Origin of the sequence: Polaromonas jejuensis NBRC 106434 (genome assembly GCF_001598235.1) — a bacterium.
Taxonomy (GTDB): domain Bacteria; phylum Pseudomonadota; class Gammaproteobacteria; order Burkholderiales; family Burkholderiaceae_C; genus Polaromonas; species Polaromonas jejuensis.
Window position 1 is genome coordinate 152,837 of sequence record NZ_BCYO01000003.1, and the last position, 16,711, is coordinate 169,547.

Here is a 16,711-nt window from a genome sequence, read left to right on the forward strand (position 1 = left end):
ATTTTGTCTGGCAGCTGTTTGTGGCGGCCGGCACCACCTGCCATTTTGTTGCGGTGCTGGGCTACGCCAGCCGACGCTTCCTGAGCCGGCCGGATCAGACCGTAGCGCGTCGGGGCATTTCACCTCCCTTTGCCGTTGCCAGGCGTAAGGCTTCCCCTCGCAGCACTTCCCGAAATTGTTCAACCAGCGGGTAGGTGTCCGCCTCCTGCCAGATGACGCCTATTTGCCCGAACACTTCCGGCCGGGTCATGGGCAGGATGCGCAGCAAGCCCAGTTCGTGCAGGGGACGCGCCACCAGGCCGGCCAGGACTGACACATAGTCGGTCCGGCGCAGCACCGATTGAACGGTCTGGATCGATCCGGACTCGATGCGCGGCGCAAAGGCCTGGCCGCTGCCGGCCGCCAGCCGTGCGGTGTCAAGGCGCTGCCGCATCAGCGTGCCGGCCGGTGGAACGATCCACGGAAAGGCAATGATGTCGTCCCAGCTCAGGGGGGCATCGCCTGCCAGCGGGTGCCCGGGCCCCACGACCACTTCCATGCTGTCTTCCAGCAGCGTTTCGTGCGCCAGGCCGGCGCCATAGGCCCGGCTGTCGATGGGCACGATGATGAGATCGAGGTCACGCTCGTGCAGGGCGTCCAGCAGTTGGCGAAACGGCGCCTCGGACACCCGGATGGCGACGCCTGGCCGGTCGCGCTGGAAGGCGACGATGGCCGCCGGGAGCAGGGCGGCGAGACCGGAGTGGACCGTTCCGACACGCAGGTGGCCGACCGACCCCGCCATGATGGCGCCCAGGTCAATGTGGGTGCGGCGCACATCGCCCAGGATGCGCGACGCATGCCGGCGCATCACTTCGCCGGCCAGGGTCAGCTCCAGCGTGCGTCCGCGCACGAACAGCGGCGCGCCAATCAGGTCCTCAATGTCCTTGAGCCAGTGCGACATGGCGGACTGGCTCATGTTCATCAGCGCCGCGGCTGCGGTCAGCGTCGGCGCTTCTGTCAGCACCAGAAAGGTCTCAAGATGGCGAATCTTGAGGCGCCGCGCCCATAGAATGTCCTGGGTCAATTCAATCATGAGTAAATGGTAATGTATTAATCAAGAGAATTCACGCGGTGAATCTACCATCTGATCCTAGAATTATTAGGCTTCGTCATTGAATTGACTTCAATATTCACCCGGAAAGTATCATGAGAAATTATTCATTACTCAAGCACGCGCTTCGCACAACCGTTGGTGCCGCCCTGGCATGCGGGCTTTTTTCTGGCGCTGCGGCGCAGAACTGGCCGGAGCGGCCCATCACGCTGGTGCTGCCGCAGCCAGCCGGTGGTGGCGTCGACACGGTATCGCGCATGTGGGCTGATTTTGCGTCCAGGAAGCTCGGGCAGCCCGTGGTGGTCGACAACAAACCGGGTGCCGGCGGCGCGATTGCCGTGCAACACGTGGTGCACCAGCCCAATGACGGCTACACCGTGCTGGCCGCCGGCGTGTCGCAAATGGTGCTGAACAAGTTCACCTATAAATCCCTGGCCTACAACCCGGACAAGGACTTGCGCGGCGTGGCCATGTTGACCACCAATCCTTTTCTGCTGGTCGCCAGCCCGGCCTCGGGCATTCGCAGTCTTGCCGATCTGCTGCGCGAAGCCAAGGCCCACCCGCAGGGCCTGAGCTTTGGCTCGGCGGGCCAGGGCAACTCCACCCACCTGGTGGTGGAAATGCTGCAGCAGCGCACCGGGATCAAGATGACTCACGTTCCCTACAAGGGCGAGGCTGCCGCCCTGGGCGACGTGATGGGCGGGCACCTGCAGGTCATGGCCCCCGTGCTGAGCACGGGCGTCAAGGCGGCGCAAGCGGGCAAGGTGGTTCCCCTCATGGTGCTGGGCGCCCAGCGCTCTGCCGATTTGCCCAATGTGCCCAGCAGCAATGAGCTCGGCATCAAGGGCTTTGAAAACATCGGATGGATGGGCCTGGCCGTGCGCGCCGGGACCCCGGACGCCGTCGTCAACCGCTTGCACGCCATCTCGCAGGAGTTCCTGGCCGATCCGGCATCGCAGCAACGGCTGCAGAAAATGCAGGTCGAACTGATGCCCGGACCCGCCAACGCGCTGGAGGGCTTCATTGCGGCCGACACCAAACGCTGGGCCGAAGCCACCAAATCCCTGAAGCTCGCTGCGGACTGAGGCGCGGCATGACTCTGAAAAAAGCAATGGTGAGTGCGCCGCAACCGGAAACAGCCGAGGCGGGCATTGAGATTCTCCGGGCCGGCGGCAACGCTGTCGATGCGGCCGTGGCTTGCGCGCTGGTGCAATCCGTCGTTGACCCGCTCATGTGCGGCATCGCTGGCTTTGGCAGCATGGCGGTTTACCTGCCGGCGCAGGGCGTTCACAGCTACTTCGACTTTCACGCGAGGGCGCCGGCGGCGGCGCGGGCCGACATGTGGGTGGAGCACCTGCAGGCCGAGGCGCGGGATGGCTTCGGTTTCATCCTGAAGGACTACGTGAACGAACTGGGTTACCAGTCGATCGCGGTGCCGGGAACCCTGAAAGCCTGTTTTGAAGCGCATGCCGAATTTGGCCAGTTGCCCTGGGCAGAAGTCGTGGCGCCCGCCATGGACTGGGCGCGCAGGGGCTGGACGGTGCGGCCGCATGTGGAAGAGTTCTGGTCCATGGACTCGGAGCTCGGGCATGCCGCCCACCACGAACGCCTGGCCTGGTCGGCCACGGCCCGCCGCATTTACATGCGCGAGGACGGCACGCCCAAGCGGGTGAATGACCGGGTGGTGAACACCGATTACGCCAACACACTGGCGTTGATCGCCCGCGACGGGGCCGATACCTTTTACAAGGGCGAACTGGCCGAGCAGATGATCGCCGACATCCGCCGCCATGGCGGCTTGCTGACGCGCGAAGACCTGGCCAACTACCGCGTGCGGCGCAGCGAGCCCTTGCGGGGCAGCTACCGTGGCTACGAGGTCACCACCAACCGCCCGCCCGGCGGCGGCGTCATGCTGCTGCAGATGCTCAATGTGCTGGAGCAGTTTGACCTGGGCGCGCTCGGCCACAACACGGTGGAATACATCCGCGTCGTGGCGGAGGCCATGAAGCGCTCGTCGGCCGACAAGGACCGCTTTTTAGGCGACCCGGACTTTGTTGATGTGCCGTTTGAAAAACTGTTGTCCAAAGCCGCTGCCGCCGCCATGGCCGATGAGATTCGTCGCGGCGTGAAGGCCGATGTGCCGCGCCTCAATGCCGGAACACCCAGCAAGGACACGACGCAGATCACCATTGTCGATGCCGCAGGGGCCTGCGTCTCGATGACGCATTCTCTCGGCCTGCCCTCGGGTGCCATCACCGATGGCCTGGGCTTTATGTACAACGGCTGCATGGCCCAGTTCGATCCGCGACCCGGCTGGGCCGCCTCGATCGCGCCCGGCAAGGCACGCTTCAGCTCCATGTGCCCATCCATTATTTTCCGGGATGGCAGGCCCTGCCTGGTCATTGGCGCGCCGGGGGCGACGCAGATCGTCATGGGCGTGATGCAGGCGATGTTGAACGTGATCGATTTCGGCATGACCATGACCGAGGCGGTCAGCGCGCCGCGGTTCTCCGCCACGGGCAATCCCATCGACATGTCCAACCGGATTGCGCACCGCACCTCGCGGGCGCTGGAAGGCCTGGGCTACCAGGTGATCCGCGACGCGCGCACCTACGGATTTGCCTCGGTACACGGTATCCGTATCCAGGCGGACGGGCTCGATGGCGGGGCCGATCCCAACCACGACGGTGTGTGGATGGCGCTGTAAAAGCCCTGGTCTTGTTGGGGTTCCGGGGCCGGGGGGAGCCCGGCCCGCAACCCTTGGTAAAACCAGATTGCTATCAATTAAATAGCTACATGTGCCCATATTTATTGGGCTGGTAGCCTTTTCTTGAAAATCAATGCCGCTGCGCATGGCAAGGTGTCAGGCTGTCAGGACAGCAGCCGAATCAGCGCATCCGGATGAACACCCCAGCCCGCCAGGCCTGCCGTGCCCATCACCACGCCAAACCGGTGGGCACCAGGGCCACGAAATACAGCCACCAGACATGCGTCAGCGCGGTGACCGCCAGCAGGGAAATGGCAATCGCCAGCAGCGCATCGGCCAGGTCAAACTGGTCGTCACGACAGTTGGCCGCATCGTCGTCCTTCTGGTCCTGCTCGGCCTGGGCCTGTCAGCAAAGAGCAGGTTCCGGAAAAAACATGGCTGCCATGGGACTTCGCGGCGCCTTCACTGCCAGCCAAAGCGGCGAATGTAATGGCGCTTCATCAGCGTCGTCAGCATCGCGTAGCTCAGCAAAATCGCCGCCAGCCAGGCAAAGTAATGCAGCGGCAGCGCCTGCAGTTTGAAATAGCTTGCCAGCGGCCCCATGGGCAGAAACACGCCCAGCGCCATGATCAGCAGCGTCATGGCCATCAGGGGCCCGGCGGCGCGGCTCTCGATGAAGGGGATCCTGGGCGTGCGTATCATGTGCACGATCAGCGTTTGCGTCAGCAGGCCCACGACAAACCAGCCCGACTGGAACAGCATCTGGTGCTCCGCCGCGTTGGCCTTGAACACGTACCACATCACCAGAAAGGTGGTGATGTCAAAAATCGAGCTGATGGGCCCGAAGAAGATCATGAAGCGGCGTATGTCGTCGGGGTTCCATTTCAGTGGCCGGGCCACCATCGTTGCGTCCACATTGTCAAACGGGATGGCGATCTGCGAAATGTCGTAAAGCAGGTTTTGCACCAGCAGTTGCAGCGGCAGCATAGGCAGAAAAGGCAGGAACACGCTGGCGATCAGCACCGAAAAGACGTTGCCAAAGTTGGAGCTGGCGGTCATGCGGATGTACTTCAGCATGTTGCTAAAGGTCTTGCGGCCTTCGATGACGCCTTCCTCCAGCACCATCAGGCTGCGCTCCAGCAGGATGATGTCGGCGGCTTCCTTGGCGATGTCCACGGCGCTGTCCACCGAGATGCCGATATCGGCGGCCCGCAGCGCCGGCGCGTCGTTGATGCCGTCGCCCATGAAGCCCACCACATGGCCGTTGCCGCGCAGGCTGCGCACGATGCGCTCCTTGTTGAGCGGCGAGAGCTTGGCAAAAATGGTGTGACGCTCGACCGCCTCGGCCAGCGTGCTGTCGTCCATGAGGTCAATCTGCGGACCCAGCACGATGCCTTGGACCGCCAGGCCGACCTGGCGGCAGACTTCGGCCGTGACCAGCTCGTTGTCGCCGGTCAGCACCTTGACGGTGACGCCGTTCTCGGCCAGCGCCTTGAGCGCCGGGGCGGTGGACTCCTTCGGGGGGTCCAGAAAGGCGATGTAGCCAATCAGGGTCAGATCCGACTCGTCGGCGACCGAGTAAGCGACCTGGCTGGGCGGGATTTCCTTCATGGCCACGGCCACCACGCGCAAGCCTTCTTCGTTCAGGTCGCGCGTGACGCGGTACACCCGCTCCAGCATGGCGGCGTCCAGCGCCACGGTTTGCTCGCCATCGCGCACGCGCGTGCAGGCGGCGACGATTTCCTCCAGAGCGCCCTTGCAGATCAGCTCATGGTGGTCGTCGCGCTCGGAGACCACGACCGACATGCGGCGGCGCTGGAAGTCGAAGGGAATCTCGTCGATCTTTTTGTAGTTTTTGGACAGCTGCAGCTCTTTTGCGACCTCGAAGTGCTCCAGCACGGCGCGGTCCAGCAGGTTTTTCAGGCCGGTCTGGTAGAAGCTGTTGAGGTAGGCAAATTCCAGCACCTCCTCGGACTCGTGGCCGAACACATCGGTGTGGCGCGCCAGCGCGATCTTGTCCTGCGTCAGCGTGCCGGTCTTGTCGGTGCACAGCACATTCATGGCGCCAAAGTTCTGGATCGCATCCAGGCGCTTGACGATGACTTTCTTGCGCGACAGCAGCACCGCGCCCTTGGCCAGGGTGGAGGTGACGATCATGGGCAGCATTTCCGGCGTCAGCCCGACCGCGACGGAGAGCGCGAACAAAAAGGCCTCGGGCCAGTCGCCCTTGGTAAAGCCGTTGATCATGAAGACAATCGGCACCATGACCAGGGCAAAGCGGATCAGCAGCCAGCTGACCTTGTTGACGCCCGCCTGAAAGGCGGTGGTCTCGCGGGTGCTGGCGGTCACGCGTGTGGCCAGCGCGCCGAAGTAGGTGTTGTTGCCGGTGGCCAGCACCACCACGGTGGCGGCGCCCGACACCACGTTGGTGCCCATGAACACCAGATTGGCCATCTCCAGCGCGCTGCCGGCGGAGCCGTTGGCGTCCGGAAATTTTTCGACCGGCAGGGATTCGCCGGTCATGGCGGACTGGCTGACGAACAGGTCCTTGGCGCTCATGACGCGGCAATCGGCCGGAATCATGTCACCGGCAGACAGCAGCACGATATCGCCCGGCACCAGCTGCTTGATGGGAATTTCCTTAGGGCCGGCCGGGCTGCTCTCCAGCGGGCGCGCCGCGTCGTCGTCGTCGGAGAGCGCGCACCGGATCACGCTGGCCTTGTTGCTGACCAGCTCCTTCAAGGCCTGGGCGGCCTGGTTGGAGCGCCGCTCCTGGACGAAGCGGATCAGGGTGGAGAGCACCACCATGCTGCCGATCACGATCGCCGCCTTGATGTCCTCGGTGAAATACGACACGACGGCCAGAACCGTCAGCAGCAGGTTGAACGGATTTTTATAGCTCAGCCACAGGTGCAGCCAGCCGGGGATGGGCTTTTCGTGTTCGACCTCGTTGGGCCCGATGTTGGCGCGGATGGCATCTGCCTCGTCATCGGTCAAGCCTTCTTTGGAGGTGTTCAGTTGCGCCAGCACGCTGGACAGGTCGTCCCTGGCTTGCTGCAGCAGTTGCCGGGACAGCGGGTCGGGCACGGCGCCGGCGCGGCCTTCCTCTTTGGGCAGGGATTCGAGAATTACCCGGCGACGAAACAGATTGCTGGTGTGCCGTGACTTGAGGAAGAGGCCAAAAAGCTGGTTGAAGATATTCATGGGATTCTCTTTTTGTGGTTCCTGCCGGCGTGTCAGACCCAGGCAGCATCGTTCAGCGCCAGCAAGGCGGTGCCGGCCGGCCGCGGCCGGAATTGGCGCTCATTTTCATTGAAGGCCCGGCGTGCGGGTGTCGCCCGCAGCCGCAGGGCAAAGTCATGCCATAGCCATACCATCTCGCGCTCCTGCCGTGAATGAGAAGAAACCGATGGGAAGTGATTCGGGCCCGAGCAGGCGGCCGCGCAGCAGGCGCTACCGCTTGGTGCGGAAATGAGCAGAGGTCTGGGAAGAAAGCGCCGGCAGGTGCTGGCGGCTTGGACACCGTGCCCCATGAGGCACGGCGGAGATGAGTTTCCGGAGGGCCTGTCAGGCAGTGGTGCCGATTCTGGATCGACGACTGTCACTGGAACCATTACCCACAAGAAACTCCAAAAGTTGAAAACCCGCGAACTTTAATGCTGCGGTGCAGCAGTGTCAAGCGTCAATTGCTGCCGGTGCCGGATTTTTTTTTGGATTGCTATCAAATAAATAGCTTTCTTCGCCCGTGTCTACTGGGCCGAGGGCGTATTTATCTTGAAAAATTGGTCAAACAAGGCGGTCAGGGGCGCGAAGTCCTGCGTGAAACGCTCGCGGTTGACGAAATAGGCTTCGCAGGCCACGGCAAAAAATTCCGCGGGTGCCGTGGCGCCGTAGGCGTCCAGCCAGGGTGGCTCGGCGCCGAAGCGATGGGCCATGGCCACCTGCTCGCAAAAGCTGTCGTAAGCGGGTTGCATCACGGCATGCCACGCGGCGCGGGCCGCGCGCGAGGGCAGGGGCGGGCAGCCATCGGCCGCGCCGTCGCGCATGTCGATTTTGTGGATGAACTCGTGAATCACGACGTTATGCCCGTGTTCGGCAGATTCGCCGGCCGCCGCCACGTCCTGCCAGCTCAGGGTCACCGGGCCGCGTTCCATGGCCTCACCCAGCAGCGCTTCGCTGTAGTGGTGCACCACGCCGGCGTGGTCGGTGACCTTGCGGCGGGCCAGCATGGCGCCGGGATGCACCACGATGCCCTTGAAATCGTCGTACCAGCGCAGGCCCAGCTGCAGCACCGGCAGGCAGGCTTGCGCCGCAATCGCCACCGCCATGGCATCGGTCACGACGAGGCCGTGGGCGCCGCTGAATTCCTTGTGCGCCAGAAATTCGCCGACCAGGCTGCGCAGGCGCATGAGGTCGGCGGCGGAGCGCCGGGCCAGAAACGGGTAGTGCGCCAGCGTACGGCGCCACAGGGCCTCGGGGATGACATCCGGGCGGGCGCCCCGGTTCGGCAGCAGGCTTCGCAACCAGTTCAGCATGGGGCGGGCTGCCTGATGGGGGGTTGAGGCTTAGAGCTGTGCAATGCGCTGCAAGCCGCTGGCCGTCAGCCGCAGCACATCGGCGCGCGGCACGGCGGCCTGGGCGTCCCAGTCGCTGAGCACCACACGCGACAGGCCGCCGCCCAGCGCATGCTCGGCGGGTTGATGGGTGTGGCCGTGAATCAGGGTAGCGGCCCGGGCGGCCCGCAGCCATTGGCGGGCGGCGTTGGCATCGACGTCGGCGTAACCCGCGCCCGATTGCTTGCGCTGCTGCTGTTGCTGCTGGCTTTGTTGCCGCAGTCCGCGCGCAATCGCCTGGCGCTCGCCCAGGGGCCTGGCCAGAAAAGCCTGTTGCCAAGCCGGGCTGCGCACCTGCTGGCGAAAGCGCAGGTAGTCCCTATCCGCCAGGCACAGCGCGTCGCCATGCGACAGCAGCCAGCGCCGGCCTTCAAAAATGAACACCGTCGGGTCGGCCAGCAAGCTGGTGTGGCACAGATTCATCAACCGCTGGCCCACCAGAAAGTCGCGGTTGCCGTGCATGAAAAACAGGGCCAGCCGGTCCGCCGCCTGGCGGAGCAGGCAGGCGCAGTGGTCTTCGAAGCTGGCTGCGTGCTGAGAGCCGTTCGCGCCGTCGATCATCAAGCCGTCGCTGACGCAGTCATCGCCCACCCAGACTTCAAACAGGTCGCCCAGCATGAAGACGGCATCGGCCGGGGTGGTTTCGAGGTAACGCCGGAAGGCCGCGAACGTTGCGGGTTCATCGGCCCCCAGGTGCAGGTCGGAAATGAAATCGACCGTGCGCCAGGACGCGGAGGCAGTGAGCTCCGCCAGCGGGGGCACGATCGGGGTGTTCACGCGCGGGACTTCAGCAAGGCGCAAACAGGCTCGGTCTGCAAAGGACGCTCAGCCCAGCAGGACGGCTTTTTCGATCACCACGTCTTCGAGCGGCACGTCGTCATGAAAGCCCTTGCGGCCGGTTTTCACGGCCTTGATCTTGTCCACCACTTCGGTGCCGGCCACGACCTTGCCAAACACGGCATAGCCCCAGCCCGACGCGTTTTGACCGGTGTGGTTCAGAAAGCCGTTGTCGGCCACGTTGATGAAAAACTGCGAGCTGGCCGAGTGGGGCGCGTTGGTGCGGGCCATGGCCACGGTGTAGCTGTCGTTCTTCAGGCCGTTGGTGGCTTCGTTCTCGATTTCGCCGTCGGTGGGCTTTTGCTTCATGCCGACTTCAAAGCCGCCGCCCTGCACCATGAAGCCGGGGATCACGCGGTGAAACACGGTGTTGGCGTAATGGCCCTTGTTGACGTAGTTCAGGAAGTTGGCCACGGTCTTGGGCGCCTTGGCGGCGTCCAGTTCCAGCGTGACGACGCCGTAGTTGGTGATGTGGAGTTCTACTTTGGGGTTGCTCATGATGGTCCTTGTATCAGTGGGTGGGTGAGTTAATAAATGAAGGGGTCAGTTGACCAGGGTGGCCGATTTGATGAGTACCGGCGTCTTGGGAACGTCGGTCGGGAAGGGGCCGCCGGCGCCGGTGGGCACTGACTTGATCTTGTTGACCACGTCCATGCCGCTAACCACCTTGCCGAAAACGGTGTAGCCATACAGCTGCGGTGCGTTCAGCAGCTGCGCGCGCGGCACATCCTTGTAAACCTGGCCCTGGTATTCAAACTTCGGCACCGGGTCGCCGGCGGGAATCAGCGTCGGGTTCAGGAAGTCGTTGTCCTTGACGTTGATGAAGAACTGCGACGAGGCGGAGTTGGGGTCATTGGTGCGGGCCATGGCCAGGGTGCCAACGACGTTTTTGGGCCCGCCCCTGGCCAGCGCTTCGCGGCCTTCGTGAACCACCGGCGGGCGTGTGGGCTTCTGGGCGTAGCTGGCGTCGAAGCCGCCGCCCTGCACCATGAAGTTGCTGATCACGCGGTGAAAGATGGTGCCGTCGTAATGCTTGTCTTTCACGTACTGCAGAAAATTCTCGACCGTCTTGGGCGCCTTGTCGGGGTAGACCTCGACCACGAAATCACCTTCGCTGGTGACGAACTTCACCTTGGGCGCGGTCTGCGCGAGGGCCGGGCCGGCCAGGCAGGCCAGCGTGAGGGCGGCAGCCGCCAGCCATGCGCGGCGTGGCGTGGGGGGTGTCCGGAATGCGGCAAATGCCATTCAATGAGTCCTTCAAAAAATATGTTTCATTGGCTGCCTTGGCAGGGCCAGCAGGGGCGTCTGGTGTGCCCTGTTGCGGCGCCCTTGAGCAGCTCGCCAAAGATTACCACCATCGTATCGGTGCGGTTGGTCCAGCGCAGCTAAGGGCACATCCTTGTTCTGGATATCGCGCCTGCCCGGTTGTTTGGGCCCGGTTTGCGGGGCTGGTTTTCACGACAGGCAGGCGGCCATGTCTTTCTCGGAGCAGGCATTCGGCCGGTCACGCACGGCGGCCTGGACTTCTTTCGCATCACCTGCAGGGGCCGACCCCGTCGGGCTGGCGGGTGCTGCTGCGGGGGGCGTTGCGGGTTTCGCGGCCGGGCTGGGCGCAGGTTTTTGCGGGGCCTTGGTGTCGGCCGGGAACAGGGCGCGGATCAATGCCAGTTTGGGCGGGATGGCCGCATTGCCGCCATCGAGCTGCAGGGCCTTGCTATAGGCCTGGCTGGCGAGCCGGGCGTAGACGTCGCCGAGATTTTCATGGGCGGTGGCGTAGCTGGGATTGGTGCGTATCGCCATTTCGAGTGCGGCCCTGGCCTTGTCGAACTGGCTTTGGCCCGCATAGAGCACCGCCAGGTTGTTATAGGGCTCGGGCAACTCGGGGTAGTCTTCGGTGATTTTGGTGAAGGTGTCCATCGCGTCGCTGGTCTTGCCGGTTTCGGTCTGGATCACGCCCTTGAAGAAGCGCACCTGCGGATCGCGCGGCTTGCCGGCAAGGTACTGGTCGACCTTGGCAAGCGCTTGCGGATACTGCTTGGCGCGTATCAGGCGGCTGATGTCCGCGTAATCGTCGGCATGGGCGGCGCAAACCGTCAGCGTGGCAGCCAGCAGCAGCAGGCGCAGGGCCCCGAAGAAAAGTTGGCGTGACCAAGATGCTGGCGTGGGCATGGAAAGCACTTTCGCGATTTTTTATCGTTAGATAGCCATTGGGCTGAAAGTCAATATAAGCGGCCCGATTTGCAGGGGCTAGGGGCGCCGCTTTCACGTGCTCACGCCGCGCTGGATATACTGCTGATTGTAACTGAGGGGTATAGTTCGTACCCGCCCGGATTTCGTGATGTCCGGTGTTGTGGCGCGTTTTTGCGCATTCGCGTGATTGCCCTTGCCCTCGCGGCAAAGCCATGAGATAAAGCCTCCTGTCCCCACTTTCTGACCAATTGACTGCAATTGACGTCAGACTACGTATTCAAACCATTCATGAGCCTTCGCATTTACAACACGCTGTCGCGTGACGTGGAAGATTTTTCCCCTCTGGTCCCTGGTCATGTCCGCATGTATGTGTGCGGCATGACGGTGTATGACCTGTGCCACTTGGGCCATGCGCGCGCCATGGTGGCGTTCGACGTGGTGCAGCGCTGGTTCAAGGTCAGCGGCCTGCAGGTCACTTATGTGCGCAACATCACCGACATTGACGACAAGATCATCAAGCGGGCGGTTGAAAACGGCGAAACCATACGCTCGCTGACCGACCGCATGGTGGTGGCGCTGCACCAGGACGCCGATGCGCTGGGCATTGAGCGGCCCACCCATGAGCCGCGCGCCACCGAATTCGTACCGCAAATGCTCAGCCTGATTGGCACCCTGGAAAAGAAGGGGCTGGCCTATCAGTCCAGAAGCGACGATGAGGGCGGCTCTGGCGGAGGCGATGTGAACTATGCCGTGCGCAAGTTCGCCGGTTACGGCAAGCTGTCGGGCAAGTCGTTGGACGAGTTGCGGGCCGGCGAGCGGGTCGATGTGCTGGACGGCAAGGACGATCCGCTGGATTTCGTGCTCTGGAAAAGCGCCAAGCCCAGCGAACCCGACGACGCCAAATGGGACAGCGTCTACGGTCCCGGTCGTCCCGGCTGGCATATTGAATGCTCGGCCATGGCCTGCCAGCTGCTGGGGGAGTCGTTTGACATTCATGGCGGCGGTGCCGACCTGCAGTTCCCGCACCATGAAAACGAGATCGCCCAGTCGGAAGGCGCCCACGGCAAGCCCCTGGCCGGCACTTGGATGCACAACGGCTTTGTGCGCGTGGACAACGAAAAGATGTCCAAGTCGCTGGGCAATTTCTTCACCATCCGTGAAATTCTGGCGAAGTACGACGCCGAGACGATTCGCTTCTTCATCGTCCGTGCGCACTACCGCAGCCCGCTCAACTACAGCGACGCGCACCTGGACGACGCCCGCAATTCCCTGAAACGCCTGTACACCGCCCTCGACGCTGTCGCGCCTGCCGAGGTCCGGATTGATTGGGCGAATCCGTTTGCGGCCCGCTTCAAGGCGGCCATGGACGAAGACTTTGGCACGCCCGAGGCCATTGCCGTGCTGTTCGATTTGGCCGGTGAGGTCAACAAGACCCGCTCCACCGAACTGGCGGGCTTGCTCAAGGCTCTGGGCGGCTGCCTGGGCCTGCTGCAAAGCGCGCCGGGCAGCTACCTGCAGGCGGGCGCGGGGTTGGACGAGGCCAGCATCCAGAACCTGATAGCGCAGCGCGCCGAGGCCAAACAGGCCAGGGACTTTGCGGCGGCCGACCGTATCCGCGACGATTTGCTGGCGCAGGGCATTGTGCTGAAGGACTCGCCCACGGGCACCACCTGGGAGGTGCAGTCGTGAAGGTTTTATGTGTTATTGGCTTCCAGCCCTTGCTGAATGGCCGTGATAAGCTATGAAAAAGATAGTGAAAAGCGGCCCCGCCAGCACCGAACTGATTGAGCTGGCCGAGGTGGCCGAGGCCTCAGGGGCGTCCGCCACGGTGCCCGAATACTGGGCCGAGGCCTGCAAGCACCTGGTCAAAAAAGACCGGGTGATGAAGCGGCTGATTCCGCAGTTTGGCGACGCCCATCTGCAGGCGAACGGCGACGCCTTCAGCACGCTGGCGCGCAGCATTGTCGGTCAGCAGATTTCCGTCAAGGCGGCGCAAACCGTCTGGAACCGTTTCGTGCTGCTGCCGAAAAAAGTGACGCCGGGCAATGTGCTCAAGCTCAAGGTGGACGACATGCGCGCCGCCGGCCTGAGCGCCCGCAAGGTGGAGTACCTGGTCGATTTGTCGATTCATTTTGATACCGGCGCGGTCCATGTGAAGAACTGGCAGGCGATGGATGACGAGGCCATCATTGCCGAGCTGGTGGCCATCCGCGGCATTGGCCGCTGGACGGCCGAGATGTTCCTGATTTTTTACCTGAGGCGCCCCAACGTTCTGCCGCTGGACGATGTGGGCCTGATCAGCGGCATCAGCCAGAATTATTTTTCCGGCGAATCCGTCAGCCGCAGCGATGCGCGCGAGGTGGCCGCCGCCTGGGCGCCGTACTGCAGTGTGGCGACTTGGTATATTTGGCGCTCTTTGGACCCATTACCGGTTCTGGGTACCGAGCAGATTTAAGTTGAAGAAGCCTGAGGAGCAGCACATGGCCAAAAAAACCTTTCTCGATTTCGAGCAGCCGATTGCCGAGCTCGAAGGGAAAATTGAAGAGCTGCGTTACGTGCAGACGGAGTCAGCGGTCGATATTTCAGAGGAAATCGACCAGCTGGCCAAAAAGAGCCAGCAGCTCACCAAAGACATTTACAGCGACCTGAGCCCCTGGCAGATCACCAAGATCGCCCGCCATGCGGAGCGGCCCTACACGCTGGACTATGTCAATGAAATCTTCACCGATTTCGTGGAGCTGCACGGCGACCGGCATTTTGCCGACGACCTGAGCATTGTGGGCGGCCTGGCCCGCTTCAACGGCATGGCCTGCATGGTGCTGGGCCATCAGAAGGGGCGCGACACCAGGGAGCGCGGCCTGCGCAATTTCGGCATGAGCAAGCCCGAGGGCTACCGCAAGGCCTTGCGCCTCATGAAGACCGCCGAGAAGTTCAAGTTGCCGGTGTTCACCTTCGTGGACACCCCGGGGGCTTACCCCGGCATTGACGCCGAGGAGCGCAGCCAGTCGGAAGCCATAGGCCGCAATATTTTCGAAATGGCGCAGCTCGAAGTGCCCATCATCACCACCATCATTGGTGAGGGGGGCTCTGGCGGTGCGTTGGCGATTTCGGTCGCCGACCAGGTGGTGATGCTGCAGTATTCGATTTACTCGGTCATCAGTCCCGAAGGCTGCGCCTCCATTCTCTGGAAAACCTCGGCCAAGGCAGAGGAAGCTGCCGATGCGCTGGGCATTACCGCCCACCGCCTCAAGGCCCTGGGCGTGATCGACAAGATCGTCAACGAACCGGTGGGTGGGGCGCACCGCGACCACAAGCAGATGGCGGCCTTTTTGAAGCGGGCATTGAACGACGCATTCCGCCAGGTCAGCGATCTGAAGGTCAAGGAATTGCTGGACCGTCGCTACGAACGCCTGCAAAGCTATGGCCGCTTCACCGACACCAAGGCCGACGCCGGCAAATAAGGGCGCCCCGGCAAGCTGAAGGAAACAAGGGCCATGGCCAGCTTGTCCGATCAGGAAGTCCGGCATTACCGGGAACAGGGCTATGTCATTCCGCAGTTCCGGCTCGGTGATGCCTGGGTCCAGCGCATGCAGGACGCATTGAACACGCTGATCCGCAACAACCCGGGCGTTCGGCCCGAAAAACTGGTGAGCGCCCATATCGAAGGGCAGAACGACGAGGGCGTGCGCGGCAGCCGGGATTTTTTCGACCTGGCCATGAACCCCGACATCGTCGACCTGGTGGCGCAGGTCATAGGCCCCGACGTCATCCTGTGGGGCTGCCACGTGTTCTGCAAGCCCGCCAGTGAGGGCTTTGAAACGCCCTGGCACCAGGACGGCCACTATTGGCCCATCCGCCCGCTGGCCAACTGCACGGTCTGGGTGGCGCTGGAGCCGAGCACGCGCGAAAACGGCTGCCTGCGCGTGATCCCCGGCTCGCACGCCGCCCAAACGCTACATCCGCACCTGCACGAAGACCGCACCGACCTGACGCTGAACCAGCGCATGGCCGAAGGCAGCTTCGACGTGAACGACGCGGTGGACCTGGAGCTTGAGCCCGGCCAGATGTCCCTGCACGACATCTACATGATCCATGGCGCCGAGGCCAACACCTCCGGCATTGGGCGCACCGGCGTGGCACTGCGCTACATGCCGGGCAGCTCGCTGTTCGACCGCAGCCTGCGCCCGTCCGACGGCAAGACCGGCGTGTCGGTCAGCTTTGCCACGCGGCCGCTGTGGCTGCTGCGGGGAGAAGACCGCACGGGGCGCAATGATTTCTCGGTGGGCCACCGTGGCTCGTAGCGGATCCGCACAAGGCTTGTCCGAAGCGCTGGCTTCCTTCTCCCCGGGTTTGCCCTTGGCCGTGGCCCTCAGCGGCGGCGCCGATTCAACGGCCTTGCTGGTGGCCTGTGCCGAGAAGTGGCCGGGCCAGGTCATGGCCATTCACATCCATCACGGCCTGCAGGCAGCGGCCGACGACTTCGAGCGGCACTGCATCGCTCTGTGTGCGCAGCTGAACGTGCCCTTGGCCGTGAAGCGCGTGGACGCCTGCCATGCCTCCGGTGAAAGCCCCGAGGACGCGGCCCGCAAGGCGCGCTATGCGGCTTTTGGGGCTGTTGTCCGGGAAGAATGGGCGCAGCATGCTATCAAAGACATAGCAATTGCCCAGCATGCCGATGACCAGGTGGAAACCATGCTGCTGGCGTTGTCGCGCGGCGCGGGGCTGCCGGGCCTGGCCGCCATGCCGGCGCGCTGGGAGCGGGGCGGCATCACCTACCACCGCCCGCTGCTGGCCGTGCCCGGGGCGCCGCTGCGGGCCTGGCTGGCCGAACGCCACGTGCCCTGGGTGGAAGACCCGACCAATACCGACGAGCAGTTCACCCGCAACCGCATCCGGGCGCGCCTGCTGCCCGCGCTGGCGGAATCCTTTCCGCAGTTTCGCGAGACCTTTGCGCGCAGTGCCAGGCACGCTGCCCAGGCCCAGGCGCTGCTGGTGGAAGTGGCCCAGCAGGATTTGGTGTTGGTCGGCATGCCGCCGGCCATCAAGGCCTTGCAGGCGCTGTCGCCGCCGCGCCAGGCCAATGTGCTGCGTCACTGGCTGCTGCAGTACGGGGCCAGGCCCAGTGCGGCCCAGCTCGAGCAGTTGCTGGCGCAGGTGGCGGCATGCACCACCCGCGGGCACAGGATTCACCTCAAGGTGGCCACCGGCCATGTGACGCGCACAGGAGCTGTGTTGCACTACACCGCAGCCGGCATCATGGCAAGCTGATTCGCC

The 16,711-nt window shown here is 63.4% G+C and carries 14 protein-coding genes and 2 pseudogenes; 7 read left to right on the plus strand and 9 right to left on the minus strand.

Features of this window, described 5'->3' with window-relative positions:
* Positions 1–94 precede the first annotated feature (94 nt).
* Positions 95–1,072: a LysR family transcriptional regulator gene (locus PJE01S_RS05235; RefSeq protein WP_068832112.1), complete on the minus strand. Its 978-nt coding sequence runs from the start codon at positions 1,070–1,072 to the stop codon at positions 95–97.
* A 113-nt stretch (positions 1,073–1,185) separates the two neighbouring features.
* On the opposite strand from PJE01S_RS05235, the gene PJE01S_RS05240 reads away from it, so the two are divergent.
* Positions 1,186–2,175 carry a Bug family tripartite tricarboxylate transporter substrate binding protein gene (locus tag PJE01S_RS05240; protein WP_068832113.1) on the plus strand — a complete coding sequence of 330 codons (990 nt, stop codon included), beginning with the start codon at positions 1,186–1,188 and terminating at the stop codon, positions 2,173–2,175.
* An 8-nt stretch (positions 2,176–2,183) separates the two neighbouring features.
* Positions 2,184–3,797, plus strand: coding sequence for a gamma-glutamyltransferase (ggt, locus tag PJE01S_RS05245; RefSeq protein WP_068832114.1), 1,614 nt, complete (start codon positions 2,184–2,186; stop codon positions 3,795–3,797).
* Positions 3,798–4,026: 229 nt separating this feature from the next.
* Here the strand turns inward: ggt and PJE01S_RS25845 are convergent.
* The 8 genes and pseudogenes from PJE01S_RS25845 to PJE01S_RS05275 form a co-directional block, all read right to left on the minus strand.
* Positions 4,027–4,143: pseudogene (locus PJE01S_RS25845) on the minus strand (DUF4337 family protein); the annotation flags it as partial.
* A 116-nt stretch (positions 4,144–4,259) separates the two neighbouring features.
* Complete coding sequence (gene mgtA, locus PJE01S_RS05250) at positions 4,260–7,001, minus strand: magnesium-translocating P-type ATPase (protein WP_068832115.1); 2,742 nt, start codon at positions 6,999–7,001, stop codon at positions 4,260–4,262.
* A gap of 32 nt (positions 7,002–7,033) precedes the next feature.
* Positions 7,034–7,174 carry a hypothetical protein gene (locus PJE01S_RS25025; protein WP_157090237.1) on the minus strand — a complete coding sequence of 47 codons (141 nt, stop codon included), beginning with the start codon at positions 7,172–7,174 and terminating at the stop codon, positions 7,034–7,036.
* A 372-nt stretch (positions 7,175–7,546) separates the two neighbouring features.
* Entirely contained in the window at positions 7,547–8,332 is a 786-nt protein-coding gene (locus tag PJE01S_RS05255; RefSeq protein ID WP_068832116.1) for a M90 family metallopeptidase, read from the minus strand.
* A 30-nt stretch (positions 8,333–8,362) separates the two neighbouring features.
* Complete coding sequence (locus PJE01S_RS05260) at positions 8,363–9,187, minus strand: UDP-2,3-diacylglucosamine diphosphatase (protein ID WP_245660623.1); 825 nt, start codon at positions 9,185–9,187, stop codon at positions 8,363–8,365.
* A 48-nt stretch (positions 9,188–9,235) separates the two neighbouring features.
* Entirely contained in the window at positions 9,236–9,745 is a 510-nt protein-coding gene (locus PJE01S_RS05265; RefSeq protein WP_068832117.1) for a peptidylprolyl isomerase, read from the minus strand.
* A gap of 45 nt (positions 9,746–9,790) precedes the next feature.
* A complete protein-coding gene (locus PJE01S_RS05270) occupies positions 9,791–10,492 on the minus strand; it encodes a peptidylprolyl isomerase (protein ID WP_068832118.1) in 702 nt (233 codons plus the stop codon).
* 216 nt (positions 10,493–10,708) lie between these two features.
* A pseudogene (locus tag PJE01S_RS05275) lies at positions 10,709–11,416 on the minus strand (tetratricopeptide repeat protein); the annotation flags it as partial.
* Positions 11,417–11,725: 309 nt separating this feature from the next.
* Here PJE01S_RS05275 and cysS point away from each other — a divergent pair.
* Genes cysS through tilS form a run of 5 tightly spaced genes read left to right on the plus strand, consistent with a single transcriptional unit; the run spans position 11,726 to position 16,705 of the window.
* Entirely contained in the window at positions 11,726–13,126 is a 1,401-nt protein-coding gene (gene cysS / locus PJE01S_RS05280; RefSeq protein WP_068832119.1) for a cysteine--tRNA ligase, read from the plus strand.
* Positions 13,127–13,178: 52 nt separating this feature from the next.
* Positions 13,179–13,892 carry a DNA-3-methyladenine glycosylase family protein gene (locus tag PJE01S_RS05285; protein WP_084389373.1) on the plus strand — a complete coding sequence of 238 codons (714 nt, stop codon included), beginning with the start codon at positions 13,179–13,181 and terminating at the stop codon, positions 13,890–13,892.
* A 25-nt stretch (positions 13,893–13,917) separates the two neighbouring features.
* Complete coding sequence (locus PJE01S_RS05290) at positions 13,918–14,898, plus strand: acetyl-CoA carboxylase carboxyltransferase subunit alpha (protein WP_068832120.1); 981 nt, start codon at positions 13,918–13,920, stop codon at positions 14,896–14,898.
* A gap of 33 nt (positions 14,899–14,931) precedes the next feature.
* Entirely contained in the window at positions 14,932–15,738 is an 807-nt protein-coding gene (locus PJE01S_RS05295; protein WP_068832121.1) for a phytanoyl-CoA dioxygenase family protein, read from the plus strand.
* Positions 15,707–16,705, plus strand: a complete 999-nt coding sequence (gene tilS, locus PJE01S_RS05300) for a tRNA lysidine(34) synthetase TilS (protein WP_068832122.1) — start codon at positions 15,707–15,709, stop codon at positions 16,703–16,705. Before PJE01S_RS05295 ends, tilS begins: the two co-directional genes overlap by 32 nt.
* Positions 16,706–16,711: the final 6 nt, after the last annotated feature.